This window comes from Streptomyces sp. NPDC037013 (assembly GCF_055607265.1).
Genome location: NZ_JBVJRV010000013.1, coordinates 30127 through 55827, shown reverse-complemented (window position 1 = coordinate 55827; position 25701 = coordinate 30127). Strand labels below are relative to the sequence as shown.

25 protein-coding genes and 1 pseudogene are annotated in these 25701 nt (G+C 73.2%); 19 read left to right on the top strand and 7 right to left on the bottom strand.

Annotation, left to right across the window (positions count from 1 at the left end; translation table 11 throughout):
* Nucleotides 1-13 precede the first annotated feature (13 nt).
* The 6 genes from ACZ7DY_RS36220 (at nt 14) to ACZ7DY_RS36195 (ending at nt 5352) form a co-directional block, all read left to right on the top strand.
* Complete coding sequence (locus ACZ7DY_RS36220; protein ID WP_471143438.1) at nt 14-988, top strand: segregation and condensation protein A; 975 nt, start codon at nt 14-16, stop codon at nt 986-988.
* A complete protein-coding gene (gene scpB, locus ACZ7DY_RS36215; protein ID WP_471143435.1) occupies nt 985-1623 on the top strand; it encodes an SMC-Scp complex subunit ScpB in 639 nt (212 codons plus the stop codon). Before ACZ7DY_RS36220 ends, scpB begins: the two co-directional genes overlap by 4 nt.
* Nucleotides 1624-1635: 12 nt before the next feature.
* Complete coding sequence (locus tag ACZ7DY_RS36210) at nt 1636-2763, top strand: pseudouridine synthase (RefSeq protein ID WP_471143433.1); 1128 nt, start codon at nt 1636-1638, stop codon at nt 2761-2763.
* Nucleotides 2764-2842: 79 nt separating this feature from the next.
* On the top strand, nt 2843-3568 hold the full coding sequence (locus ACZ7DY_RS36205; protein WP_471143430.1) for an NUDIX hydrolase: 726 nt from the start codon (nt 2843-2845) through the stop codon (nt 3566-3568).
* 32 nt (nt 3569-3600) lie between these two features.
* Nucleotides 3601-4575: an ADP-ribosylglycohydrolase family protein gene (locus tag ACZ7DY_RS36200; protein WP_471143493.1), complete on the top strand. Its 975-nt coding sequence runs from the start codon at nt 3601-3603 to the stop codon at nt 4573-4575.
* Nucleotides 4576-4578: 3 nt separating this feature from the next.
* Nucleotides 4579-5352: a nucleotidyltransferase domain-containing protein gene (locus ACZ7DY_RS36195; protein ID WP_471143428.1), complete on the top strand. Its 774-nt coding sequence runs from the start codon at nt 4579-4581 to the stop codon at nt 5350-5352.
* On the opposite strand, the gene ACZ7DY_RS36190 is transcribed toward ACZ7DY_RS36195, so the two are convergent.
* A complete protein-coding gene (locus ACZ7DY_RS36190) occupies nt 5269-6027 on the bottom strand; it encodes a nucleotidyltransferase domain-containing protein (RefSeq protein WP_471143426.1) in 759 nt (252 codons plus the stop codon). The two genes, ACZ7DY_RS36195 and ACZ7DY_RS36190, sit on opposite strands and share 84 nt — an antisense overlap.
* 125 nt (nt 6028-6152) lie before the next feature.
* On the opposite strand from ACZ7DY_RS36190, the gene aroH reads away from it, so the two are divergent.
* From aroH to der, 5 genes are all read left to right on the top strand, one after another.
* Nucleotides 6153-6515 carry a chorismate mutase gene (gene aroH, locus ACZ7DY_RS36185; protein ID WP_471143424.1) on the top strand — a complete coding sequence of 121 codons (363 nt, stop codon included), beginning with the start codon at nt 6153-6155 and terminating at the stop codon, nt 6513-6515.
* Nucleotides 6512-7597: a prephenate dehydrogenase gene (locus tag ACZ7DY_RS36180; RefSeq protein WP_471143422.1), complete on the top strand. Its 1086-nt coding sequence runs from the start codon at nt 6512-6514 to the stop codon at nt 7595-7597. The genes aroH and ACZ7DY_RS36180 overlap by 4 nt, the downstream gene beginning before the upstream one ends.
* Nucleotides 7598-7722: 125 nt before the next feature.
* A complete protein-coding gene (cmk, locus tag ACZ7DY_RS36175; RefSeq protein WP_471143419.1) occupies nt 7723-8418 on the top strand; it encodes a (d)CMP kinase in 696 nt (231 codons plus the stop codon).
* Nucleotides 8376-9113, top strand: coding sequence for a lysophospholipid acyltransferase family protein (locus ACZ7DY_RS36170; protein ID WP_471143417.1), 738 nt, complete (start codon nt 8376-8378; stop codon nt 9111-9113). The genes cmk and ACZ7DY_RS36170 overlap by 43 nt, the downstream gene beginning before the upstream one ends.
* Before the next feature lie 83 nt (nt 9114-9196).
* Entirely contained in the window at nt 9197-10675 is a 1479-nt protein-coding gene (der, locus tag ACZ7DY_RS36165; RefSeq protein WP_471143414.1) for a ribosome biogenesis GTPase Der, read from the top strand.
* Nucleotides 10676-10779: 104 nt separating this feature from the next.
* Here the strand turns inward: der and ACZ7DY_RS36160 are convergent, their stop codons facing one another.
* Both ACZ7DY_RS36160 and ACZ7DY_RS36155 read right to left on the bottom strand, forming a co-directional pair.
* Nucleotides 10780-11088: a hypothetical protein gene (locus ACZ7DY_RS36160; protein WP_471143411.1), complete on the bottom strand. Its 309-nt coding sequence runs from the start codon at nt 11086-11088 to the stop codon at nt 10780-10782.
* Between the two features lie 154 nt (nt 11089-11242).
* The gene (locus ACZ7DY_RS36155) at nt 11243-12025 is read right to left on the bottom strand and encodes a hypothetical protein (protein ID WP_471143408.1); all 783 of its coding nucleotides are present in this window, start codon (nt 12023-12025) and stop codon (nt 11243-11245) included.
* A gap of 526 nt (nt 12026-12551) precedes the next feature.
* Here ACZ7DY_RS36155 and ACZ7DY_RS36150 point away from each other — a divergent pair.
* Nucleotides 12552-13172, top strand: a complete 621-nt coding sequence (locus ACZ7DY_RS36150; RefSeq protein ID WP_471143406.1) for a LysM peptidoglycan-binding domain-containing protein — start codon at nt 12552-12554, stop codon at nt 13170-13172.
* 86 nt (nt 13173-13258) lie between these two features.
* Nucleotides 13259-13843, top strand: coding sequence for a transglycosylase family protein (locus tag ACZ7DY_RS36145; RefSeq protein WP_471143404.1), 585 nt, complete (start codon nt 13259-13261; stop codon nt 13841-13843).
* Here ACZ7DY_RS36145 and ACZ7DY_RS36140 read toward each other — a convergent pair.
* From ACZ7DY_RS36140 to ACZ7DY_RS36130, 3 genes are read right to left on the bottom strand one after another with little or no spacing between them, the layout of a single operon-like run.
* Nucleotides 13809-14489, bottom strand: a complete 681-nt coding sequence (locus ACZ7DY_RS36140) for an ATP-binding cassette domain-containing protein (protein WP_471143401.1) — start codon at nt 14487-14489, stop codon at nt 13809-13811. The two genes, ACZ7DY_RS36145 and ACZ7DY_RS36140, sit on opposite strands and share 35 nt — an antisense overlap.
* Nucleotides 14490-17432 carry an ABC transporter permease subunit gene (locus tag ACZ7DY_RS36135; RefSeq protein WP_471143400.1) on the bottom strand — a complete coding sequence of 981 codons (2943 nt, stop codon included), beginning with the start codon at nt 17430-17432 and terminating at the stop codon, nt 14490-14492.
* 4 nt (nt 17433-17436) lie between these two features.
* Complete coding sequence (locus tag ACZ7DY_RS36130) at nt 17437-17982, bottom strand: hypothetical protein (protein ID WP_471143397.1); 546 nt, start codon at nt 17980-17982, stop codon at nt 17437-17439.
* A gap of 144 nt (nt 17983-18126) precedes the next feature.
* Here ACZ7DY_RS36130 and ACZ7DY_RS36125 point away from each other — a divergent pair, with 144 nt between their 5' ends.
* The 5 genes from ACZ7DY_RS36125 to ACZ7DY_RS36105 all read left to right on the top strand — a co-directional run bounded on the left by ACZ7DY_RS36125 (nt 18127) and on the right by ACZ7DY_RS36105 (nt 23386).
* A complete protein-coding gene (locus tag ACZ7DY_RS36125; protein ID WP_471143395.1) occupies nt 18127-18693 on the top strand; it encodes an MTB12 C-terminal domain-containing protein in 567 nt (188 codons plus the stop codon).
* The gene (locus ACZ7DY_RS36120) at nt 18668-19960 is read left to right on the top strand and encodes an ABC transporter substrate-binding protein (protein WP_471143392.1); all 1293 of its coding nucleotides are present in this window, start codon (nt 18668-18670) and stop codon (nt 19958-19960) included. The genes ACZ7DY_RS36125 and ACZ7DY_RS36120 overlap by 26 nt, the downstream gene beginning before the upstream one ends.
* 163 nt (nt 19961-20123) lie before the next feature.
* Complete coding sequence (locus ACZ7DY_RS36115) at nt 20124-21386, top strand: glycosyltransferase family 4 protein (protein ID WP_471143389.1); 1263 nt, start codon at nt 20124-20126, stop codon at nt 21384-21386.
* A complete protein-coding gene (locus ACZ7DY_RS36110; protein ID WP_471143387.1) occupies nt 21383-22276 on the top strand; it encodes a hypothetical protein in 894 nt (297 codons plus the stop codon). The genes ACZ7DY_RS36115 and ACZ7DY_RS36110 overlap by 4 nt, the downstream gene beginning before the upstream one ends.
* A 45-nt stretch (nt 22277-22321) precedes the next feature.
* Nucleotides 22322-23386, top strand: a complete 1065-nt coding sequence (locus tag ACZ7DY_RS36105) for a helix-turn-helix transcriptional regulator (protein ID WP_471143385.1) — start codon at nt 22322-22324, stop codon at nt 23384-23386.
* 1 nt (nt 23387) lies between these two features.
* On the opposite strand, the pseudogene ctaD reads toward ACZ7DY_RS36105, so the two are convergent.
* A pseudogene (gene ctaD / locus ACZ7DY_RS36100) lies at nt 23388-24959 on the bottom strand (aa3-type cytochrome oxidase subunit I); the annotation flags it as partial.
* 451 nt (nt 24960-25410) lie between these two features.
* On the opposite strand from ctaD, the gene ACZ7DY_RS36095 reads away from it, so the two are divergent.
* Nucleotides 25411-25626, top strand: a complete 216-nt coding sequence (locus tag ACZ7DY_RS36095; RefSeq protein WP_471143383.1) for an I78 family peptidase inhibitor — start codon at nt 25411-25413, stop codon at nt 25624-25626.
* The last annotated feature ends 75 nt before the right edge of the window (nt 25627-25701 follow it).

Sequence of the window (25701 nt, the reverse complement as noted above, 5' to 3'; positions counted from 1 at the left end):
GCGTTCACCGGCGATGCGCCTGAACGATGAATCCGCCCCGCCCGCCCGCCGGCGTGCTCTGGGGCGTGGACCCGGGTCCGCTCCCTCGGAGCCGGAGCCGGAGCCGGCGCCGGCCGCGGAGCCCGGGGCTCCCGCCGAGCCTGAGCCCGCGCCCGCCGAACCCTCCGAGCCCGCAGAGCCCGACGACGGGCGGTTCAAGGTCCGGCTCGCCAACTTCGAGGGCCCCTTCGATCTGCTGCTCCAGCTGATCTCCCGGCACAAGCTGGACGTCACCGAGGTCGCCCTCTCCAAGGTGACCGACGAGTTCATGGCGCACATCCGGGCGATGGGGGCCGACTGGGACCTGGACCAGACGACCGAGTTCCTGGTCGTCGCCGCCACCCTGCTCGACCTCAAGGCGGCGCGGCTGCTGCCCGCCGCCGAGGTCGAGGACGAGGCCGACCTCGCGCTTCTGGAGGCCAGGGACCTGCTCTTCGCGCGGCTCCTGCAGTACCGCGCGTACAAACAGATCGCGGACATCTTCAGCGGGCGGCTCGAGGCGGAGGCGCGGCGCCATCCGCGGACCGTGGGCCTTGAGCCGCACCACGCCGAGCTGCTGCCGGAAGTCGTCATCAGCATCGGGGCCGAGGGGTTCGCGAAGCTCGCCGTGAAGGCCATGCAGCCGCGCGCGAAGCCGCAGGTGTACGTCGAACACATCCATGCCCCGCTGGTCTCCGTGCGGGAGCAGGCCTCTCTGGTGATCGCCCGGCTGCGGGAGCACGGCGAGACGAGCTTCCGGGTGCTCGTGGAGGACGGGGGGGACACCCTCACGGTCGTCGCCAGGTTCCTGGCCCTCCTGGAGCTCTACCGCGAGAAGGCCGTCACCCTGGACCAGGAGGACCCCCTGGGGGAGCTCATGGTCCGGTGGACCGGCGGGGACGGCGCCGGGGAGCCGACCGTGACCGACGAGTTCGACCGGCCGCCCGAGCCGATGGAGGAGAAGGCGTGAGCGAGTACCCGGCGGGCGCGGCGACGGTCGCGGACCTGGAGCTGCGGCCCGCCCTGGAGGCCGTCCTGATGGTCGTCGACGAGCCGGCCACCGAGGACCACCTGGCCAAGATCCTGCAGCGGCCCCGGCGCGAGGTCGCGGACGCGCTGCGCGAGCTGGCCGACGAGTACACCGTGCAGCGGCGCGGCTTCGAGCTGCGGCTCGTGGCCGGCGGCTGGCGGTTCTACACGCGCCCCGAGTACGCCGCCGCCGTCGAGGGCTTCGTCCTTGACGGGCAGCAGGCACGGCTCACCCAGGCGGCTCTGGAGACCCTCGCGGTCGTCGCGTACCGCCAGCCGGTCAGCCGCTCGCGGGTCTCCGCGGTGCGCGGGGTGAACTGCGACGGCGTGATGCGCACCCTGCTCCAGAGGGGTCTGGTGGAGGAGGCGGGCGCGGAACCCGAAACAGGTGCGATCCTGTACAGGACGACGAACTACTTTCTGGAGCGGATGGGCCTGCGCGGCCTGGACGAGCTCCCCGAGCTCGCGCCCTTCCTCCCCGAGGCGGACGCGATCGAGGGAGACACACTGGAGGGTGTCCCGTCGTTCGATCCGGACGCACCCGATGCGCCGGGTTACGAGGACACAGTCGACTAGACGGAACTTTTGATGCGAAGCAGCAGCGGCAGGAACAGCAGCGGAAACAACGGCGGGAGCCGTGGTGGCAACAGCGGCGGCCGCGGCGGGAACGGCGGCGGCCGCGGCAACCCCCGCGGGGCCGGCGGCAACCGCGACGACAAGCAGGGCGGCAGCGGCCGCCCGAAGAAGCCGCGTCCGGAGGAGCGGCGCTACGACGTGGGCTCCGGCGGCACGCAGGACGGTCCGAAGTCGGGCCGTGGCGCCTCCGCCCGCGGCGGCGCGAAGGGCGGGCCCCGGCAGGGCCAGGGCGCCGGACGGGGCCGTTGGGCTCCCGCCACCTCGCGTGAGTACGACGCGCGGGCCGAGGAGCGCAACCGCGAGCGGTACGCGGGCAAGCCCAAGGTGAGCCTCCCCAAGACCTTCCCGGGCGCCGAGCAGGAGGGCGAGCGCCTGCAGAAGGTCCTCGCCCGCGCGGGCTACGGCTCGCGCCGTGCCTGCGAGGAGCTGGTCGACGAGGCCCGCGTCGAGGTCAACGGCGAGATCGTCCTGGAGCAGGGGCTGCGCGTGGACCCCGAGAAGGACGAGATCAAGGTCGACGGCCTGACGGTCGCCACCCAGTCGTACCAGTTCTTCGCGCTCAACAAGCCGGCCGGTGTCGTCTCCACCATGGAGGACACCGAGGGCCGCCAGTGCCTCGGTGACTACGTGACCAACCGCGAGACGCGGCTGTTCCACGTGGGACGGCTCGACACCGAGACCGAGGGCGTCATCCTGCTCACCAACCACGGCGAGCTGGCGCACCGGCTGACCCACCCCAAGTACGGCGTGAAGAAGGTCTACCTCGCGCACATCGTGGGCCCGATCCCGCGCGACCTGGGCAAGCAGCTCAAGGACGGCATCCAGCTGGAGGACGGGTACGCCCGCGCGGACCACTTCCGCGTCGTCGAGCAGACCGGCAAGAACTACCTGGTCGAGGTCACCCTCCACGAGGGCCGCAAGCACATCGTGCGGCGCATGCTCGCCGAGGCCGGCTTCCCCGTCGACAAGCTGGTGCGGGTGGCCTTCGGGCCGATCACCCTGGGCGACCAGAAGTCCGGCTGGCTGCGGCGCCTGTCCAACACGGAGGTCGGGATGCTGATGCAGGAGGTCGACCTGTAGACCGGCGGGACTCCCTTGCCCGAACCACCCCCCTCTCTTTATAGTCATCGAGACCATAAAGAGAGGGGGGTGGTGGCGCATGCAGGAGTACGACAAGTACGCCTTCGAGCCCTTCGCCGTCACCGTCGACCTGGCGGTGTTCACCGTCAGGGACGGCGTGCTGCACGTCCTGCTCGTCGAGCGCGGTCAGGACCCGTACGCGGGACGCTGGGCCCTGCCCGGCGGATTCGTGCTTCCCGACGAGTCGGCCGAACAGGCCGCCGCACGGGAGCTCACCGAGGAGACCGGCATCGCGGACGCCGGACGGCTCCACCTGGAGCAGGTCCGCACCTACAGCGACCCGGACCGCGATCCGCGCATGCGGGTCGTCTCCGTCGCCTTCGCCGCGCTCGTGCCGGACCCGCCCCAGGTGCGCGGGGGCGGCGACGCGGCCCGCGCCGCCTGGCTGCCGTACCGCCCGGCGACCTACCGGCCGCTCGCCTTCGACCACGACCGGATCCTCGCCGACGCCCACGACCGGGTCGGCGCCAAGCTGGAGTACACCGGCCTCGCCACCGCCTTCTGCGCCCCCGAGTTCACCCTCGGCGAGCTGCGCCAGGTCTACGAGGCCGTGTGGGGCGCCGAGCTCGACCCCGCCAACTTCCGGCGCAAGGTGGTCGGCACACCGGGCCTCGTCGAGGCCATCCCCGGCGCCGCCCGGCTGACCGGCGGCCGCGGCAAGCCCGCCGCGCTCTTCCGGGCGGGCACCGCCACCACCCTGCACCCGCCCCTGCTCCGCCCGGCCCCGGAAGGACAGCCCTCGTGAACGCCCCGAAACGTGCCGCCACCGGATCCCTCATGGGGCTCGCCCTCGGTGACGCCCTCGGCTTTCCGACCGAGTTCAACGACGTCCCCTCGATCCTCGCCAAGTGCGGCCCCTGGCGCGAGATGGAGCTGCCGCGGCCCGCGATCGTCACCGACGACACCCAGATGACGCTGGCGCTCGCCCGCGGCCTGCGCACCGCCATGGAGCGGGGCACCCTCGGCCCGAAGCGGCTCGAGCGGCCGCTGCGCGAGGAGTTCGTCGACTGGTACCAGTCGCCGGAGAACAACCGCGCCCCCGGCAACACCTGCCTGAAGGCCTGCCACCTCCTCAAGACCGGCAGGCCGTGGCAGGAGGCGAGCCAGCTGCATTCCAAGGGCTGCGGCGCCAACATGCGCGTCGCACCCCTCGGCCTCGCCCCCGGCCTGAGCGACGAAGAGCGGGCGGGCGCCGCCCAGTTGCAGTCCGCGCTCACCCACGGCCACCCGACGGCCCTCGCCGCCTCCGACCTCACCGCGCACGCCGTACGGCTGCTCGCCGAGGGCGCCGAGCCGACCGGACTCGTCGGACTCCTCCGCTCCTACGCGTACGACAACCGCGAGACCTACCACGAGCGCTGGCTCGGCGAGCTGTGGAAGCGGAGCGGGGCGGCCACGCCGCGCGCCTTCATCACCCCCGGCTGGGACGAGTGCCTCGCCGTCCTCGAACGCCTGGAGGGCGCCCTCAAACGCGCCAACCAGGAGACCGACCCGTGCCTGGCCACCGGCGAGGGCTGGATCGCCGAAGAGGCACTCGCCACCGCTCTGCTCTGCTTCCTGCAATGCGTCGACGAGCCGGTCACCGCAGTGCGCAGGGCCGCCTGCACATCCGGCGACTCCGACTCGATCGCCTGCCTCGCCGGGGCCTTCGCCGGTGCCCACCACGGCGCCGGCGCCTGGCCCGCCGAGTGGACCGGACGGATCGAGTACCGGGCCGAGCTCCTCGCCTTCGGGGCCCTCTGGGACGCTTGAGGGATGACTGTGGACCTGGGCCCCGGCCCGGACATCGACCTCGCCTCCGTCGTCGCCGAGCGACGCGACCGGCTGCTCTTCGCGACCGTATCCGGAGCGCACCTGTACGGCTTCCCGTCCCGCGACTCGGACGTGGACCTGCGCGGTGTGCACCTGCTGCCGACGGCGGACCTGGTGGGGCTCAGGGAACCGGAAGAGACCCGTACGAAGATGTGGGACCGCGACGGCGTCGAGATGGACCTCGTCACGCACGACCTGCGCAAGTTCGCCCGCCTGATGCTGCGGAACAACGGCTACGTCCTGGAGCAGCTGCTCTCCCCGCTGGTGGTGCACACCACCGACGCGCACGCCGAGCTCGTCGCGCTCGCCCCGGCCGTGCTCACCAGCCACCACGCCCACCACTACCGGGGGTTCGCCGGCACCCAGTGGCGGCTCTTCGAGAAGAACGGCGAGCTCAAGCCGCTGCTCTACACCTTCCGCGTCCTGCTCACCGGCATCCACCTGATGCGCAGCGGGCAGGTCGTCGCCGATCTGCCCACGCTCCTCGGGGAGGTGCCCGCCGCCCCCGCGTACCTGCCGGAGCTCATCGCGGCCAAGGGCGCGGCCGAACACGGCGCAGCCGACGTGGACCACGCGCGCGTGGCCGCCGACGTGGAGCGGCTGCACGCCCTCCTCGACGCGGCGCAGGCGGGGTCAGCGCTGCCCGGCGTCCACACCGCCCACGACGCCCTGCACGACCTCGTCGTCCGGGTGCGGCTCCAGGGCCCGCAGGGCTGACGCCCGGCGCGCACGGAACAGGAAGTCCTCGATCCGCTCCCGGTCCGGGCCGGCCGGGAGCGGACTGCGTGCCGCCGCCTCGTCGGCCTCGGCCGCCAGGCGGTTCATCCGGCTCTCCACCTCGGGCCAGGGGACCTCGCCGCGCTTGACCGCGAGCAGCGCCTCGCGGTGGCCGCCGACGTCGATCGTCAGTTCACCGGTGCGCAGCAGGTCCCGGGAGGAGATCAGCAGCCGCAGCAGGTGCATGGCGTGCTTCCAGCGCGGGGCGCCGTGGGTGCGGACGTCCGCCTCCAGCTTCTTGCGCTGGCCCAGCGCGTAGCGGGTGAAGGTCTCGTGGGCCTGCCGGGAGAGGAACGCGTCGCGCAGGGCGAGCAGTTCGCGGCCGGTGTCCGTCAGGCGCTCCACGATGGGGGAGTGCAGGCACTCCAGGACGTTCGGGTTGGCGCGCAGCGCGAGCTCGCAGAAGCGCTCGAGCTCCCAGCTGAACTGTTCGTCGGCCGGCCCGTCCAGATGCGTCGGCGGCTTCTCGAACCGCCAGAACAGCGGGGTGGGGGCCAGGAAGACGCCCCTGCGGTCGGTGTCGCTGCCCTCCGTCGCGAGCCCGAAGGCACGCGAGCCCATCACGCAGGAGTAGACCGTGTGGTCGCGTACGAGGGACAGGTCCTGGGAGTGCATGCGGCGAGCGTACGGGCCGGGTCCTGCGGGGCCTCGCGGGGGCCGGGCCCAAGGGGGCGGCGGCTCTGATCGCCCGGATAGGCTTGGGGCCGAGCCAGTGCGCAAGCGATACGAGGAGCGGTGACGTGGCGGTACGAGCGGTCCGGGGCGCCGTCCAGCTGGAGAGGGACGAGGCCGGACACATGGGCGAGCAGGTCGCCGCCCTGCTCACCGCGGTCCTCGAACGCAACGCGCTGACCGCGGAGGACCTGATCAGCATCTGGTTCACCGCCACCCCCGACCTGCGCTCCGACTTCCCCGCGGCCGCCGCCCGGGCGATCGGCGTCGTCGACGTTCCCCTGATCTGCGCGCAGGAACTGGACGTGGCGGGCGCGATGCCCCGCGTCGTCCGCCTCCTCGCCCACATCGACACCGAGCGGACCCGCTCCGAGATCACCCACGTGTACCTCGGCGCCGCGGCCGCACTCCGCAAGGACATCGCCCAGTGAGAACCGCCCTCGTCATCGGCACCGGTCTGATCGGCACCTCCGCAGCCCTGGCCCTCGCCTCCCGGGGCGTCGCCGTCCACCTCGCCGACCACGACCCGGCACAGGCCCGCACCGCCGCCGCCCTCGGCGCCGGCACCGACGAGGCGCCCGAGGGGCCCGTCGACCTCTGCGTCGTCGCCGTGCCCCCCTCGCATGTCGCCGCCACGCTGGCCGACGTCATGCGGCGCGGGGTGGCTCGCGGCTACCTCGACGTGGCGAGCGTCAAGGGCGGCCCGCGTCGCGAGCTGGAGGAGCTCGGCCTCGACCTCACCCCGTACATCGGCACCCACCCCATGTCGGGGCGCGAGCGCAGCGGCCCGCTGGCCGCCACCGCCGACCTCTTCGAGGGCCGGCCCTGGGTGCTGACCCCGACCCGGGACACCGACACCGAGGTGCTCAACCTCGCCCTCGAGCTCGTCGCGCTCTGCCGCGCCGTGCCCGTCGTCATGGAGGCCGACGCCCACGACCGGGCGGTCGCCCTCGTCTCGCACATGCCGCACCTGGTCTCCAGCATGGTCGCGGCCCGCCTTGAGCACGCCGACGAGACGGCGGTACGCCTGTGCGGCCAGGGCATCCGCGACGTCACGCGGATCGCCGCCTCCGACCCGCGGATGTGGATCGACATCCTCTCCGCCAACCCCGGGCCCGTCGCCGACCTGCTCGCCGCCGTCGCCGCCGACCTGGACGAGACGGTGACGGCGCTGCGCGCCCTGCAGTCCGCCGACGGCTCGAAGCGCTCCGAGGGCGCGGCCGGCGTGGAGAACGTGCTGCGGCGCGGCAACGCGGGCCGCACCCGGGTGCCCGGCAAGCACGGCGCGGCCCCGGCGTCGTACGAGATCGTCGCGGTGCTCATCGACGACAAGGCGGGTCAGCTGGCCCGGATCTTCGCCGACGCGGACCAGGCGGGCGTCAACATCGAGGACGTGCGCATCGAGCACGCCACCGGACAGCAGGCCGGTCTGGTGCAGCTGATGGTCGAGCCGACGGCCGCTCCGGTGCTGAGCGCGGCGCTGAGCGAGCGCGGCTGGTCGATACGGCGGTAGGCGGCGCGGCGGGCGCCCGCGGGCGCAGGGGCTGTCGGGGCAGGGTGTGCGAGCCAGTAACCTTGTGCGGGGCGTGTGCACGCCCCGCCTCCCGCCCCGAGTACTGCGAAAGGTGCCCGCCCCCCGTGGAAACCGCAGCAACCGCCAACCCGGCAGCCGTGATCGTCGCCATCGACGGTCCCTCCGGCACGGGCAAGTCGAGCACCTCGAAGGCCGTCGCCGCCCAGCTGGACCTCAGCTACCTGGACACCGGCGCCCAGTACCGGGCGATCACCTGGTGGATGGTGCACAACGGCATCGACCTCACCGACCCCACCGCGATCGCCGCCGTGGCGGGCAAGCCCGAGATCGTCTCCGGCACCGACCCGGCCGCCCCGACCATCACGGTCGACGGCACGGACGTCGCGGGCCCCATCCGCACCAGTGAGGTCACCTCCAAGGTCAGCGCGGTCAGCGCCGTCCCCGAGGTGCGTGCCCGCATCACCGAGCTGCAGCGCTCCATCGCCGCCTCGGCCGAGAAGGGCATCGTCGTCGAGGGCCGTGACATCGGTACGACCGTGCTGCCCGACGCCGACCTGAAGATCTTCCTCACCGCCTCGCCCGAGGCCCGCGCCGCCCGCCGCTCCGGCGAGCTGAAGGGCGCCGACGTCAAGGCGACCCAGGAAGCCCTGATCAAGCGGGACGCGGCCGACTCCAGCCGCAAGACGTCCCCGCTGGCCAAGGCCGACGACGCCGTCGAGGTCGACACCACCGAGCTCACGCTCCAGCAGGTCATCGAGTGCGTCGTCACCCTCGTCGAGGAGAAGCGGGCCGCGAAGTGAGCGAGGCTCCCTCCGGTCCCGGGCGGGGCGCCTCCGAGCGAGGTGCCTCGGACCGGGGTGCCTCCGAGCGGGGTGCCGAGGTCGGCCGCCGTATCGGCGTCGGACTCATGTACGGCCTGTGGAAGCCGCGGGTGCTCGGCTCCTGGCGGGTGCCGCCGACCGGCCCGGTGATCCTGGCCGTCAACCACTCGCACAACGTCGACGGCCCGATGGTCATGGGCGTCGCGCCCCGGCCCACGCACTTCCTGATCAAGAAGGAAGCGTTCATCGGGCCGCTCGGCCACTTCCTGCACGGCATCGGCCAGCTGAAGGTGGACCGCTCGGTCGCCGACCGGACGGCCATCACCCGGGCGCTCGGCGTCCTGGAGCAGGGCGGCGTCCTCGGGATCTTCCCGGAGGGCACCAGGGGCGAGGGCGACTTCGCCTCGCTGCGGGCCGGACTCGCGTACTTCGCGGTGCGCTCCGGCGCCCCCATCGTCCCGGTGGCGGTGCTGGGAAGCACCGAGCGCAACGGACGGCTGATAAAGCAGCTGCCCCCGCTGCGCAGCCGGGTCGACGTCGTCTTCGGCGACCCCTTCGAGGCGGGCGACGGCAGCGGACGGCGGACGCGCAAGGCGCTCGACGAAGCGACCGTGCGCATCCAGGAGCGGCTCACCGCCCACCTGGAAAACGCCAGGCGCCTGACCGGGCGCTGAGCGAGACTTATCAAGTAGTGCCCCGGTCCGACCCGAGAGGCCGGCGCACCGATCACCACGATGAACGACGAGGTACGGACTTCATGAACGACCAGATCCAGCCCGAGGGCGACGGCTTTGCCGAGCACGACCACGGGGCGCTCGGCGACGCCGAGTACGCACAGTTCATGGAGCTCGCCGCCGAGGAGGGCTTCGACGTCGAGGACGTCGAGGGCGCCATCGAGGAGGCGGGCCACGGCCCGCTGCCCGTCCTCGCCGTCATCGGCCGCCCCAATGTCGGCAAGTCGACCCTGGTGAACCGCATCATCGGCCGCCGCGAGGCCGTGGTCGAGGACCGCCCCGGCGTGACCCGCGACCGCGTCACCTATGAGGCCGAATGGTCGGGCCGCCGCTTCAAGCTCGTCGACACCGGCGGCTGGGAGCAGGACGTCCTCGGCATCGACGCCTCCGTCGCCGCCCAGGCGGAGTACGCCATCGAGGCCGCCGACGCCGTGGTCTTCGTCGTCGACGCCACGGTCGGCGCCACCGACACCGACGAGGCCGTCGTACGCCTGCTCCGCAAGGCCGGCAAGCCCGTCGTCCTCTGTGCCAACAAGGTCGACGGCCCCTCCGGCGAGGCCGACGCCACCGCCCTGTGGTCCCTGGGCCTCGGCGAGCCGCACCCCATCTCCGCGCTGCACGGCCGCGGCACCGGCGACATGCTGGACGCCGTCCTCGAGGCGCTGCCCGACGCGCCCGCCCAGACCTTCGGCGCCGCCATCGGCGGCCCGCGCCGCATCGCGCTCATCGGCCGTCCGAACGTCGGCAAGTCCTCGCTGCTCAACAAGGTGGCGAACGAGGACCGCGTGGTCGTCAACGAAGAGGCGGGCACCACCCGCGACCCGGTCGACGAGCTCATCGAACTGGGCGGCGTGACCTGGAAGTTCGTCGACACGGCGGGCATCCGCAAGCGCGTCCACCTCCAGCAGGGCGCCGACTACTACGCCTCGCTGCGCACGGCCGCCGCCGTGGAGAAGGCGGAGGTCGCGGTGATCCTCATCGACTCCTCCGAGACCATCTCGGTGCAGGACCAGCGCATCGTGACGATGGCGGTCGAGGCCGGCCGCGCGATCGTCGTCGCGTACAACAAGTGGGACACCCTCGACGAGGAGCGCCGCTACTACCTGGAGCGGGAGATCGAGACCGAGCTCGCCCAGGTCGCCTGGGCGCCCCGGGTCAACGTGTCGGCGCGCACCGGCCGCCACATGGAGAAGCTGGTCCCGGCGATCGAGGCGGCGCTCGAGGGCTGGGAGACGCGCGTGCCGACCGGCCGTCTGAACGCGTTCCTCGGCGAGATCGTCGCCTCCCACCCGCACCCGGTCCGCGGCGGCAAGCAGCCCCGCATCCTCTTCGGCACGCAGGCGGGCACCAAGCCGCCGCGGTTCGTCTTCTTCGCCTCCGGCTTCATCGAGGCGGGGTACCGCCGCTTCCTGGAGCGCCGCCTGCGCGAGGAGTTCGGCTTCGAGGGGACGCCGATCCACATCTCGGTGCGGGTGCGCGAGAAGCGCGGCCGCAAGAAGTAAGCAAAAGTAAGAGCGACGGCACGCACGCGCGTGCGCCGATGCCCGGCCCCCCTCTGGGGAGGCCGGGCATCGGGCTGTCCGGGGGTCCGGCGTGGTGCGCGGGCTCAGTGCTCGCGGCGCGGGCCCGGGGGCAGCGCCGCGGGGAACTGGTGGTGGCCCGTGGCGTGGTGCTCGTGCTGGCCGTAGCGGGCCACGTGGAACTGGCCGTACGAGCCGTGGCGCTGGTCGTGCCGCCCGTCCATGCGGTGCTGGACGCCGTACGGCCCCATGGTGCCGAAGCCGGTGAACCCCAGGTCCTCCTCGCCGGACCGGTCGCCCGGCAGGGCGCGGAAGGCCCTGAGGTACTCCGAGTACAGCGTGTCGTAGATGGGTGTGGCCGAGTGGCTGCCCGTCGGTTCCTGCGCCGTGCGCATGGAGGGGATGGGGGTCTGGTACGCCGGCCGGGGCCGGGAGGGGTCGTATGTGTGCACGTCTGTGCCAACGAAACCGGGGCCCTGCGGATGCGGGGGCAGTACGGCTTTCCCCGTCCGGCAGGAGTGTGACCGGCGCATGTGGGCTCCCCGCGGCTCAGGTGCCGGCGAGCGGCATCGAGGCGGCGACGAGCCTGCCGTGGGTCGCCGCCTTGTCCAGGGCGTCCCGCAGCATGTCCTCGCGCGGCTGACGGCCGATGGAGCCGGCGGGGGCCGCGAAGAGCAGCACGGTCTGGGTCTTGTTGGCCGCGGTCCGCCAGTCCTCGGTGACCTGGAGCGGGTGGTGCGCCTGCCACCAGGCGACCGGGGAACCGCCGCCCGTGCCGGGCTGCAGGATGGCGTGCAGCTGGCCCATGGCGAGCAGCACCGACCAGCCGGGCAGCGGCGGCGGGACGGTGTCGAGGGAGGCCACCGGCAGGAACCCCTGCTCGATCAGGAGCGGCAGGAAGTCGTCGCCGCCGCCCGGCGCGGCGCCGGGGCGGGCGATGGCGCCGGTCGGTTCGACGACGAGCGCGGGGCGCAGTTCGCCCTCGATGAGGACGAGGCCGCTGGTGACACCGAGGACGGCCTGGTTGGGTGCCGCGTCGGCCGTCGTCTCGCCGTCGTCGCCGGTGATCGAGCGCACGGCGCCCTGCAGCTGCTCCTCGGAGACCGTGACGATCTGCGAGGGCAGGCAGCCGGCGTGCGCGAAGGCGAGCACGGCCGTCTCGTCACCGACGAACAGGACGGTGCTCGTGCGCTCCTGTTCGGCGTCGCCGGGGGTGCGGCAGGACGTGCAGTCGTAGCTGCCCGGGGTGTTGTCTCCGGCGAGCAGCCGGTCGGCTTCTTCGTCGCCGATCTCGGCGCGTACGTCGTCGCTGACGTCGAGCATGCGCGGCACGGGTGGCTCCTCGGGATCGTCATCTGGGGTGCATGGGGAGGGTGTGACGGGCCGGACCCTGCCCGGCTCATAAGGAGACAACGGTCGATCAGTGGTGCAGGTCACGCGCGACGGGGAACGGAATCGAATCATCCGCAGCGGAGGGTGAGACGGGCGGCGGAATCTGTCACTCCGCGCCAACAGGTGCTGAATGCAAGGAAGTTGGGGCGGTGAGCTGAGTCACAGGCCGGCCGGGGTACCGCCGGGTAAATCCCGCTATCGGGCGATGAAGTGGGTGTCCGGAACTCGTTGCTACTCCGGGTAACACCGGACTGGCCTGGACCGACGGGGGCCCGGTTGATGGCGGGGCGCGCGGGCTCCTAGATTCCACCGCCGTGTGCAGCGAGCACCGCTCGGGTACGTCCGCCGACCGCACCAGCAGTCTTCAGCACGACACCGGCGGACGGGGCCGGCCGGACCCCGGACGCCGGATGCGCGAGGGGCCCGCACGGTCAGGGGGAGCCCGGGTCGTTCGAGAGGGAAATACATGTCCGCACGTCCCAAGAGCACGCGCAGGACGGCAGTGATCGGAGGGGCCGCGCTTCTGGCCCCGCTGGGACTGCTCGCCGCGACCGGCCAGGCCGGCGCGGCCGACAGCGGAGTGTGGGACCGCATCGCACGGTGCGAGAGCGGCGGAAACTGGGGCATCAACACGGGCAACGGCTACTACGGCGGGCTGCAGTTCTCCGCCGGTACGTGGCGTGCCTACGGTGGCGGGGCCTACGCGCCGACCGCCGACAGGGCGTCCAAGGCGCAGCAGATCGCCGTCGCCACCCGGGTCCAGCGGGCCCAGGGCTGGGGCGCCTGGCCCAGCTGCGCGGCCCGGGCCGGCGCCTACGGCGGCGCACCGTCCGCGGCGGCGCCGGTGCCGAAGGCCGCCAAGCCCGCGCCCAAGGCCGTCGGGCAGCGCCCGGCCGGGGCCGCGGACCGCTCGGGCCGGGGCGCCTCGCACGGCGCCTTTGGCACCTACACCGTCCGCTCGGGCGACACCCTCAGCCGCATCGCGGCCCGGCACGGCGTCGGCTGGCAGCAGGTGTACGCCGCCAACCGGCACGTCATCGGCGGCGATCCGAACGTGATCGTTCCGGGGCAGCGCCTCCAAGTCTGACCGGCTGATAGTCCGACCGGGTGGGGTCGGCTCCGCGGCGGCGCGGCACGTCTTCGGCCCGCCGCGGAGCTGCCTAGCGTGAACCGATGCACCCGAAGCTGACCAAGCGTGTCCGGTCCGTCTCCCTGGTCGTCGGCGCGATCCTGGCGGCGGGGGCCCTCGCGCCGGCCCCCGCCGCCGCGGCCCCGCCGCCGAGGCCGGGCGGCGCGGCCGGATCGTACGACTGCTCCGCCACCAAGGGTCCGTGGCACTGCCTCGCCCAGTGCGAGAGCAACGGCCGGTGGGACACCAACACGGGCAACGGCTTCTACGGCGGGCTGCAGTTCTACCAGCCCACCTGGGAGGCGTACGGCGGGCTCAAGTACGCGCCGCGCGCCGACCTCGCGACCCGCCAGGAGCAGATCAAGGTCGCCGAGAAGGTGCTGCACGCCCAGGGGTGGAACGCCTGGCCCGCCTGCTCCAGGAAGGTGCGGATCGAACGGTTCGACCACCGCGTCCACACGGTGAGGCCGGGGGAGACGCTGAGCTCGATCGCCCGCCGCCACCAGGTGAAGGGCGGCTGGCAGGCCCTGTACAAGGCCAACCGCGCCACGATCGGGAGCAGCCCCGACCGGCTCGCCGTGGGCACCGTCCTCGTCATCCCGGGGCGTACCGCGACCGGCCGGGCCTGAGCTCTGCCGGCTCCCCGCTGAACACCACCGCGCCCCGGCGCAGTTCGTGCACGACCGCCGTCCGCCCGCCGGCCTCGCGCACAGCGGGCGGCAGCCGCTGTTCGGCGAGGACGACGCAGGCCGCCGTGGCGGCCAGGAGCGCGTACGTACGGCTCGCCACGGCGGGCGACATGCCCTGCGTCGGCTCGTCCACGAGGATCACCGACGCCGCCGAGAGCAGGGCACGGGAGAGCGCCACCATGCGCTGCTCGCCCCCGGAGAGGGTGCCTGCGCGGCGGGAGAGCAACGGGCGCAGCTCGGGGTAGGCCTCAAGGGCCCGGGTGCGGTCGCCCGACGGGTGGGAGAGTTCGAGGTTCTCGGCGACGGTCAGGGAGGCGAAGACCGCCTGCCGGTCCGGTACGAAGCACAGGCCCTCGGCGGCGCGTTGGTGGGCGGGGCGGTGCGTGATGTCCCGGCCGTCGCGCAGGGCCGCGCCCGCGGAGAGCGCGACGGTGCCGGCCAGGGCGCGCAGGGCGGTGGTGCGGCCGGAGCCGTTGCGGCCGAGGAGGACGGTGACGGCGGAGGCGGGAGCGGCCAGGGTGACGCCGTGGAGTGCCTCGAGGGGGCCGTAGTGGACGCGGGCCGCGCGCAGTTCGACGCCGTCCATTCAGCGGACCTCCGCGAGGACCTGGTCCGCGGGGCCCGTGGTGACGATCCGGCCCGCCGCCATCACGTGCACGGTGTGGGCGAGGCCCGCCACCAGGTCGAGGTCGTGCTCGACGACCAGGACCGCCATGCCGTCGGCCGCGAGGGCCCGCAACAGGGTGGCCAGGAACCGCACTTCGGACGCGTCGAGCCCGGCGGCGGGCTCGTCCAGGAGCAGGGTGTGCGGGTCACCGGCCAGGGCCCGGGCCAGCTCCGTGCGGCGCAGGGTGCCGGTGGGCAGGTCGGCCGCCGGATGTCCGGCGAGGTCGGTCAGGTCCAGGAGGCGCAGGGCCCGGTCGGTGGAGCCGGGGGAGCGTCGCGGGGTCTGGTCCGCGCCCACCCGGACGTTCTCGGTGATCGTCAGTGACGGGAACACCGCCAGCTGCTGGAAGGTGCGGGCCATGCCGGCGCGGGTCCGGGCGTGGGCGGGGAGCGCGGTGATGTCACGGCCGCCGAGGGCGATACGGCCCCGGGCGGGGCGCAGGGTCCCGGCCAGACAGTGGAAGAGGGTGCTCTTGCCCGCGCCATTGGGACCCACCACGGCGGTGACGCGGCCTCGGGGGACGGGCAGGGTCACGTCATCGAGGGCGGTGAAACCGTTGTAGGTGACGGTGAGGTGGCGGGCCGTCAGGGTGGTACGGGGGTGCGGGGGTTCGGTCGGGTGGGGGTGCGGGAGGTGCGGGCGGGTGAGGTGCGGGGCCGTGGGGTCGGGGGAGGGGGCGGTGCCGTCGGGGGGCGGGAGCGTCAGCTTCTCGCGGGCCGCCGTGCCCGCCTGCGCGGTCCGGGGGTACGGGGGCGCGGTGGTTTCCGCGGGGCCGTCCTCTTCGCGTGGGTGCGAGACCGTGGCGTCGGGGGACGGGTCGGTGCCGTCGGGGGGCGGGAGCGTCAGCTTCTCGCGGTCTGCCCTGCCCGGTGCGGGCCGGGGGCGCCCGGGTGCCGTGGTTTCTGCGGGGCCATCCTCTTCGCGTGGGCGTGGGCGTGGGCGGCCGGGAGCGGCATCGGGGCGCGAGACCGTGGCGTCGGGGGGCGGGAGCATCAGCTTCTGGCGGGCCGCCGTGCCCGCCCGCGTCAGGCGCGCGGTCCGGTGGAAACGGTGTGACGCCGCGCGCAGCGCCTCGTACGGGCCGCCCGGGAAGCGGCCGACCAGGACCGCGAGGAGGCCGATCAGCGCCGCCGCCACGCCACCGCGCGTGCCCGCGTCCAGGCCGACCAGCAGGGCCGCGGCCGCCAGCGCCCCGAGCACGCTGTCCGAGCCGAGGACCACGACCGCCGCGAACCAGAGGAGCCCGCGCACGGGGTCGTACGCCCCGGCGTCGAACGCCCGCTGCCCCATGGCGAGCATGCCGCCGCCGAGCGCGGCGAGCGCCGCCCCGGTGACGAACGCGGTGAGTTTGAGGGCGGGGACCGGCACCCCGGCGGCCGCCGCGCCCGCCTCGTGGTCGCGCAGCGCCGCGAGCGCCCGGCCCGCGCGGCCCCGACGCAACGCCAGGACCAGGAGCAACGCCCCGGCCAAAAGGGCCAGTTCGAGCAGATAGTACGCGCGGTCGCCCGCGAACCCGGCGGGCCGGCCGAGGCTCAGCCCCGACGTCGCGTACGGCTGGGTGAAGACGAAGCGGCTGACGCCCACGCCGACCGCGAAGGTCGCCAGGGCCAGCGCGAGGCCGTGCCGGCTGATGGCGGGCCGGCCCGTGAGGAGGCCGAGGGGAGCCACCAGCAGGACCGCCACCGCGAGGGCCGGGACGTGCGGCAGCTCGGGGAGGCCGGGGAAGCGGCCCGCCGCGAGGAGACCGGTGAAGAGGGCGCCTAGCCCCGCGTACGCCGCCTGGCCCAGGGAGATCTGCCCGCCCCGGCCGGTGACGATCACCAGCGAGAGCAGGATCACCGCGAGCGCCGGGACCTGGACGGCCGTCGTCAGGTCGGGCCCGGCGAAGCCGAGCGGCAGGAGGAAGAGCACGCCCGCCACGATCCACGCGCCCGGCGGCGTCGGGACGCGGGCCGTCGCGGTGCGGGCGAGCGCGTCCCTGGCGCCGATGCCCGGCAGGATCAACGCCGCGACCAGCAGTGCGATGACGAAGAGGTTGGCGCCCGCGGTCTGCAGGAGCTGCTCGGACCGGCCCCCGGGGTGCAGGCGCGTCAACTGGCTCTGCGCCACGCCGAGGCCGAGCGCGACCACCACGGCGACGGGCAGGCTGCGCATGCCGGCCGCCACCGCCACGGCCACCACTTCCATGACCAGCAGGGGCATGCCGTACGGGTCGAGACGTACGTGCGGGGCGAGCAGGACACCGGTGAGCCCCGCCGTGAAGGAGCCGAAGGCCCAGCCCGCCGCGGCCACCCGGTCCGCGTCGATGCCGGAGAGCACGGCGAGGCGGCGGTTGTCGACCACGGCGCGCAGCTCGCCGCCGAAGCGGGTCCAGCGGGTCGCCGCCCCGACGGCCGCGGCGAGGGCGAGCGCCGTGCCCAGCTGGACCCAGGGGTCGGCGGGCAGGAGTTCGGGCGCGTCGTCGCGGGCCCCGGGGCCCCAGAGGAGGGCCGCCCCGCCGACGAGCAGGACGAAGACGCCGATCGAGGCGACCAGGGTCTGGGCCGGGTCGCCGCCGGGGCCTGCCGCCCGCGAGGACGCCGACCCGAGGACCGCGAGCGGCCGGAAGACGGCGCGTTCCAGGAGCAGGCCGATGCCGGGCGCCACCAGGAGCAGCGTGACGGCGGCGGCGAGGGGGAGCGGCCAGTGCCATGCGGCGGTCAACTGGCGCAGCACGTAGGCGCAGACCATCGCGACGGCGCCGTGCGCGAAGTTGAGGACGCCGGTCGCGCGGTACGTGACGATCAGGCCGACGCCGGTGAGCGCGGCGGCGCTGCCGACCGAGAGCCCGGCCAGCGTGAGGTCGTAGCTCAGGGACGCCACCGGGTCAGTGCTCCGGTGCCGGTTCGGGGGCGGCGGGCGGGGTGTCCGGCTCCGGGGGGCGGGGCGGTTCGCAGACCGGGCAGGGGGCCAGGGCGCCCGCCGCGAGGACCGTGGCGTCCGCGGGGGCCGCCTCCGGCTTCCCCGCGACCAGCGGGCAGTCCGCCCGGTGCCAGAGCGTGCCGCCGGGGACCATGAGGAGCGCCCCGCTGGTCGCCACGGGCGGCCGGGAGCGCTCCCCGGGCGCCGCGGGCTCCGCCGTCACGAGGAGGCCGTACAACTCCTCGACGCGGGACGCCGCCAGCGTGCTCCTGCCGTGGGCGAGCAGGACGGCACCAGCGACGATCAGCGCGGCGCCCGGCACCGTGCAGGAGGCGAGGTAGGGCAACTGCCGCTCGGCGAAGCGTTCCCCGGAGATCCCGTACCAGCCGATGACGCAGAGCACCGCACCGGTGGCGAGCGCCGCGCAGGCCGCCCACACCACGGGGTGCGCGCCGCGCGGCCGGGCCGGGCCGGACGCACCGGCCGTCGGAGCTGTCCGATCCCCCCGCATCGAGGCCCCCTGGGACGTCGTCGGTCACATCAGTCACGTCGGTGGGCTGTCCATGTCAGCCGATGGATTGCACTATGCCCTCTGGAAGCCGACCCTGAAAGCTCCGGGCCGTGACGGTCCGGACCGACACCGGTGGTGAGCCAGATGGTTCTCGGGAGCAGCTCCAGGCGGGGGACGTACCCCGGCGGGGGACGGGCGCGGAGCGCGGCGCTGGCGGCCGCCACGGTTCTGCTGATCGCCCCGGCCGCCGTGGCCTGCGGTGACGACAGCGGCGGCGGGGACGGCTCCGCGCCGCCCGAACCGACCGTGGAGAAGACGGCGGAGCCGACCGGCAAGAGCGCGACCGCCCCCGCCGATCCGGCGGCCGCGGAGAAGGAGGTCCGCGCCAACTGGGAGAAGTTCTTCGACCCCGAGGTGTCGCTGAAGGACAAGGAGAGCGTCCTGGAGAACGGCCCGGGGATGCGCGCCGTCCTCAAGAGCTTCGACGGCGACAAGCGGGGCGGGCAGGTCGCCGCCCACGTCGGGAAGGTCGCGTTCTCCTCGGCGACGGAGGCCGACGTCACGTACGCGCTGACCCTGAAGGGCGCCACCGCGCTGCCCGACGCGTCCGGGACGGCCGTCAACGAGGACGACACCTGGAAGGTCTCCGTCAAGACGCTCTGCGCCCTGGTGAAGCTGAGCGGGAATGCGTCGCCCGGCCCGGGCTGCTGAGGCGCTGCTCGCCGCCGTCCTCCTCGTGGCGGGCACCGCCTGCGGGAGCCGGCTCCCCGAGAGCGACTTCGAGGAGCGCGGCCCCGCGCCCGCCCCCGGCGGGGCGGCGCCCCTGAGGGTCGGCATCATCACCAGCGCGACCAGCCCGGTCGGCGGCGCCGCGTTCACCGGGCCGCGGGACGGCGCCAAGGCCTACTTCGACCGGCTGAACGCGCGCGGCGGCATCGCGGGCCGCCGGGTCGAGGTGCGCACGTGCGACGACGGCGGCAGCGGCGTCGGCAACAACGACTGCGTGCACCGGCTGGTCGAGGAGGAGAAGGTCGTCGCGCTCGTGGCCGGTTCCTCCCTGGACTACGCGGGCGCGGCACGCGTCTCCCGCGCCGGCGTGCCCGACATCGGCGGGCAGCCGATCGGACCGGAGTACGAGACCTATCCGCACCTGTACGGCATCTACGGGAGCCTCGCCCCGCGCACCGGCGAACCGGGCTGGGACGGCAAGCTGTACGGCGGGACCGAGGTCTACCGCTACTTCAAGCGGAAGCACGGCGCGCGGACCGCCGCGGTCGTCTCCTACAACCAGGCCGCATCCGCCGCGTACGCCGGGCTCGTCACCCGCGGCCTCAAGGCCGAGGGCTACAAGGTCGTCACCGAACAGCTCGACTTCGCGCTGCCCAACTTCCGCGCCGCCGCGGCCGACCTGAAGGAGCAGGGCGCCGACCTCGTCTTCGACGCGATGGACACGCACGGCAACGCCCGGCTGTGCGAGGCGATGGACGCCGTCGGGGCGAAGGTCACCGCCAAGGTCACCAACGTGCAGAACTGGACCTCGACCGTCGCCGACGACTACAAGAACGCGCCACGCTGCCGCAACGCCCTGTGGGTCACCGGGTCGAGCAGGAACCACGAGGACACCGGGCACCCGGCGGTGCGCGCGTTCCGCGCCGCCATGAAGGGCAAGGACCTCTCCCAGTGGCAGCTGGAGGGCTGGGCCGCCGCCATGTGGTTCTCCGACGCCGCGCGGTCCTGCCAGGAGCGCGGCGCGGGCATCACGCGCGCGTGCGTGGACCGCTTCATGAACCGGAAGGAGCCGTACTCCGCGCGCGGACTCCTGGTGCCCGTGACCTTCGAGCACCGTTCGGAGCCACCCAGGTCGCGTCGGACGTGCATCTCGGTGGCCCGCTGGCAAGATGGGAGCGGCTGGGTCACCCAAGGCGGCGAAATGACCACGAACTGCTTTGACGTCCCCCAGCTCTCCTACCAGCCTTGATGCGACGTTTCGCAGAAAGGTTCCCATTCCTGGCTATCGATCACGCATCTGTTCGGGAACAGGATGGTGAGGAAACCCAACCCTTGGCCAGTAATCCCCGTCTAACCCTTCGGTAGGCGGACGAGGGGGACTGTCCGCATGGAAGCGCGGAATACGGGGACGCATGCACATCTCTTTCCTGATTCACAACGCGTACGGAATCGGAGGGACGATCCGGACGACGTACAACTTGGCGAACACGCTGGCCCAGCAGCATGACGTCGAAGTTGTCAGCGTCTTCCGCCACCGCGACGTGCCGGTCTTCGAGGCGGACCCACGCGTCCGCCTCAGCCACCTCGTCGACCTCCGCAAGGACACCGCCGGCTACGAGGGCGACGACCCGGAGCACCTGACCCCTGCCCGGACGTTCCCCAGCGCCGAGGGCCGCTACGACCAGTACAGCGCACTCACCGACCGGCGCATCGCCGCCCACCTCACGCGCCTCGACGCGGACGTCGTCGTCGGCACCCGGCCCGGCCTCAACGTGCACATCGCCCGGCAGACCGCGCGCGGCCCGCTCCGGGTCGGCCAGGAACACCTCACGCTCGACAGCCACCCCAAGGAACTCCGCCGCCAACTGCGCAGCGTGTACCCGCGCCTCGACGTCCTGACCACGACGACCGAGGCCGACGCCCGCGCGTACACCCGCAAGATGCGGCTGCCCGGCGTGCACGTCCAGGCCGTGCCGAACCCGGTGCCCGCCCCCGGCATCGAGCCCGCCGACGGCTCCCACAAGTGGGTCGTCGCGGCCGGCCGGCTCGCCCCGGTCAAGCGGTACGACCTGCTGATCAGGGCCTTCGACAAGGTACGGCGCGAACGCCCCGACTGGCGGCTGCGGATCTACGGCGGCGGCAAGCAGAAGGAGAAGCTGCGCGCCCTGATCGACGAACTGGGCCTGTACAACCACGTCTTCCTGATGGGCCCCGCCCACCCCATAGAGCCCGAGTGGGCCAAGGGCTCCATCGCCGCCGTCACCTCCAGCCTGGAGTCGTTCGGCATGACGATCGTGGAGGCGATGCGCTGCGGACTCCCGGTGGTCGCCACCGACTGCCCGCACGGGCCGGGCGAGATCATCGACAACGGTGTCGACGGCAGGCTCGTCGAGGTGGGCAACGCCGACGCCATCGCCGGCGGACTCCTCGAACTGATCAACAACGACTCGCTCCGGCAGCGGATGGCGGGCGCGGCGCTCCAGGACTCGGAGCGCTTCGACCCCCAGCGCATCGCCGAGCGCTACGACGCGATGTTCTCCGGGATGCTCGCCCGCGGGGGCTCGCTCGGGGGCCGGATGCGCGGCTCCCTGCACCGCACGCGCGGCGCGCTGCTCGGGGGCGCGTACGCGGTGCGGGATCTCGGCCGGGTACAGACGAAGGGATCGACCGCATGACGGCCTTGGCCACCTCGCAAGCGGCAGCGCAGGCCAGAGACGACGAGGAGGCGGCCGCGGCGCCGCGCGCCGACTGCATCGCCGACTCCGCGGGCGGCCTCACCTTCGACGTCACGGACCCCGGCGAGCCCGAGGCCGGCGCGGCCCACCTGCTGTTGCGCCGCCGCGACGCCGACAGCCCGGACGACCATGTGCGGCTGCCGCTCTCCCCGTCGGCGGACGGCCGGCTGCGGGCCGCGCTGCCCAGCAGCGTCGAGCTCGCCGAGGGCCGCTGGAACGCCTACGCCGAGGTCGCGGGGAGCGAACCGCGCCGCTTGATGCCGGGCGTGAACGACCTGCGCTCGCTCGTCGACCGCGCGCCCAGCGGCAGCCGCGGCCATGTCGCGGTGCGCATCCCCTACGCCACCAAGCAGGGCAACCTCTCGGTGCGCAGCTGGCTGCGGGCGCCGCACGCCGAGACCGGCGAGATCGAGCTCGCCGGCGCCGCCATGACCGTGCGGGGCCGGGTGTATGGCACCGAACTCACCGACGCCGCGTACGTCGAGGCCGTCCTGCGCGCCGAGCCCGACCGCGTCCACCGCAGCGACATCACCACCGACGGCGCCGACTTCACCCTCGCGCTGGCCTTCGGGCCGCTCGCCGACGACGGACTCGGCCCCTGGGACCTGTGGCTGCTCCCCACCGGGGCGGACGGCCCCCGGGTCCGGCTCGCCCGCATCCTGGACGACGTCCCGGACAAGAAGGCGATCTTCACCTACCCCGTGACGGCCCTGCGGAGCGCGGCGCACGGCCCGGTCGACGCCGGCCCGTACTACACGGTCGACAACGACCTGTCCGTGCGGGTGCGCGAGGCGCGCGCCGAGGAGGAAGAGGCCGGGGCCGGCAGCTGACATCGCGGACCGTGGCTGTCCTGAATCGACGGCACAATCACGTCCATGTTGGAGACCTCGGCACGACTGCTCCGCCTGCTCTCCCTGCTGCAGGCCCACCGCGACTGGTCCGGCGCGGACCTCGCCGACCGACTCGGTGTCACCCCGCGCACGGTCCGGCGCGACGTGGACCGGCTGCGCGAGCTGGGCTACCCCGTCAACGCGAGCCCGGGGACCGGCGGCGGCTACCAGCTCGGGGCGGGTGCCGAGCTGCCGCCGCTCCTCCTGGACGACGACGAGGCGGTGGCGGTCGCCGTCGGGCTGCGGACCGCCGCGGGGCAGGGCGTCGAGGGCATCGGCGAGAGCTCGGTCCGCGCGCTCTCCAAGCTCGAACAGGTGCTGCCCGGCAGGCTCCGCCGCCGCGTCGGCGCGCTGAACGCGTTCACCGTGCCGATGCTGCGCGCCCCGCAGCCGCAGGGCGTCGACCCCGCCGTCCTCACCGAACTCGCCGACCTCTGCCGGGACTCGCAGCGGCTGCGCCTCGAATACCGTGACCACGGCGGCAGTTCGACCCGCAGGACCGTCGAACCGCACCGCCTGGTCTGCAGCGAGCGCCGCTGGTACCTGGTGGCGTGGGACCTCGACCGCGACGACTGGCGGACCTTCCGCGCCGACCGCATCACACCGCGGCCGCCGCACGGCCCGCGCTTCGCGCCGCGCCCCGGGCCCGCCGAGGACCTCGCCGCGTACGTCTCCGAGGGCGTCTCCACGCGGGCGTACGCGACCCGGGCCGTCGTCCGGCTCCTCGTCCCGCTGGCCGAGGCGGCCCAGCACATCACCCCCACCGCCGGCACCCTGGAGGCGGAGACCGGGACGAGCTGCCTGCTGCGCACGGGCGCGGCCAGCCTGGACGTGATGGTCTTCCACGTGATGTTCATGGGCTTCGAGTTCGAGATCGTGGAGCCCACCGAGCTCGCCGACCGGGTCAGGTCGGCGCGTGACCTGCTGACCCGGGCCCTGGACCGGGGTGTTCCGTCTGCGGATCCTGCCCGTCCCCGGCCGCGTACGCCGCGTACTCGGGATGGTGCAGATCGAACGCCGGGGACTCCGAGCGGACCCGGGGCAGCGTGACGAAGTTGTGGCGCGGGGGCGGGCACGACGTCGCCCACTCCAGGGAGCGGCCGAACCCCCACGGGTCGTCGACCTCCACCTTCGCGCCGTACTTCGCCGTCTTCCAGAGGTTGTAGAGGAACGGCAGCGTGGAGAGGCCGAGCAGGAACGCGCCGATCGAGGAGATGGTGTTGAGCAGCGTGAAGCCGTCCGCCGCCAGATAGTCGGCGTAGCGGCGGGGCATGCCCTCCGCGCCCAGCCAGTGCTGGACGAGGAACGTCGTGTGGAAGCCCACGAAGAGCGTCCAGAAGTGGATCTTGCCGAGCCGTTCGTCGAGCATCTTGCCGGTCAGCTTCGGCCACCAGAAGTAGAAGCCGCCGAAGGTCGCGAAGACGACGGTGCCGAACACCACGTAGTGGAAGTGCGCGACGACGAAGTACGAGTCGGTGACGTGGAAGTCGAGCGGCGGCGAGGCGAGGATGACGCCGGTCAGCCCGCCGAAGAGGAAGCTCACCAGGAAGCCGACCGCCCAGAGCATGGGCGTCTCGAAGGAGAGCGAGCCCTTGAGCATCGTGCCCGTCCAGTTGAAGAACTTCACGCCCGTGGGGACCGCGATGAGGAAGGACATGAAGGAGAAGAAGGGCAGGAGGACGGCGCCGGTGGCGAACATGTGGTGCGCCCACACGACCACGGACAGGCCGGTGATGGCCATCGTCGCGCCGACCAGCGGCAGGTAGCCGAAGATCGGTTTCCGGCTGAAGACCGGGATGATCTCCGTGATGATGCCGAAGAAGGGCAGCGCGATGATGTAGACCTCGGGATGCCCGAAGAACCAGAACAGGTGCTGCCACAGCAGCGCACCGCCGTTCTCCGGGGCGAAGACGAGCGAGTGGAAGCGCCGGTCCGCCTCCAGGACGAGCAGCGCGGCGGCGAGCACGGGGAACGCGATCAGCACCAGGATCGAGGTGAAGAGCACGTTCCAGGTGAAGACGGGCATCCGGAACATCGTCATGCCGGGCGCCCGCATCCCGATGATGGTGGTGAGGAAGTTCACCGAGCCGAGGATCGTGCCGAAACCGGAGAGCGCGAGGCCCATGATCCACAGGTCCGCGCCGATGCCCGGCGACCGCTCCAGGCTGTTCAGCGGCGCGTACGCGAACCAGCCGAACCCCGCGGGCCCGCTCGGCACGAACAGCGAGCCGAGCACCATCAGGCCGCCGAAGAGGAACAGCCAGTACGAGAGCATGTTCAGGCGCGGGAAGGCGACGTCGGGCGAGCCGATCTGCAGCGGCATGATCTCGTTGGCGAACCCCGCGAACGTCGGTGTCGCGAAGAGCAGCAGCATGATCGTGCCGTGCAGGGTGAAGGCCTGGTTGAACTCCTCGTCGGTCATCAGCTGGAGTCCGGGGCGGGCCAGTTCGGCCCGCATCAGCAGGGCGAGGCCGCCGGCGACCAGGAAGAAGACGAACGAGGTGATCAGGTAGAGGTGGCCGATCTTCTTGTGGTCCGTGGTGGTCAGCCAGTCCACGATCACCCGGCCGGGACGCGGGTCCCGCACCGGGTGTTCGGTCGCGTGCGCCGTCTCGGTCCCCATCGCCCGCCCCTTCGCCATCGCGTCCTGGGCCCGCCCGAAGTGGCTCCGGGCTCACGCCATGATGCTCGCGTCGGCCCGGCTCCGACAGGGGGCGTACGCGTCGACTCCGGTTGCCCCGCACGCGGGCAAGCGCCCCGGAATCAGTAATTCCCCTATGCCTCGTCACATCCCGCGAGAGGACCGGGATTCGGAATTGCGGAGGGGTCGTAAAGGGACGGTGTGGTTATTCGGCGAGAGGTTTTCCGCGGCTGCCGAAGACCGCTTCCCGGTGACCGGAAGAAGCCCGTGAATTACGCCGTCCCAGCTACGGAACCGCCCATACGTGTGACCCGGTCAGGCCGAAACGCGCGTGGTGATCCTGTGACAGAAGCGTGACCGGAGAGGTACCGGTGACCCATGGTGTCCGGCCCCGGCCTGGTCCGCCGGCGCCGCGCCGCCTAACGTGGCGGCCATGGCACCTATACCGACCCCTCCCACCGAGCCCCAGGACACCCCGGACGGCTACGTGGGCCTGCCGGCCGGCGACGCCGAGCGCACGGCGCGCGAGCGCGGCTGGTCCACCGTCAGGTCCCTGCCGCCGGGCACCGTCATCACCATGGAGTACCTCGCGGGGCGGCTCAACTTCGAGGTCGAGGCAGGCGTCGTCAGGCGCTGCTGGAAGGGCTGAGCCGCCTCCGGACCGCGGGCGACCGCCCGCACGACGTACGACGAAGGCCCCGGTTCCTGGACGGAACCGGGGCCT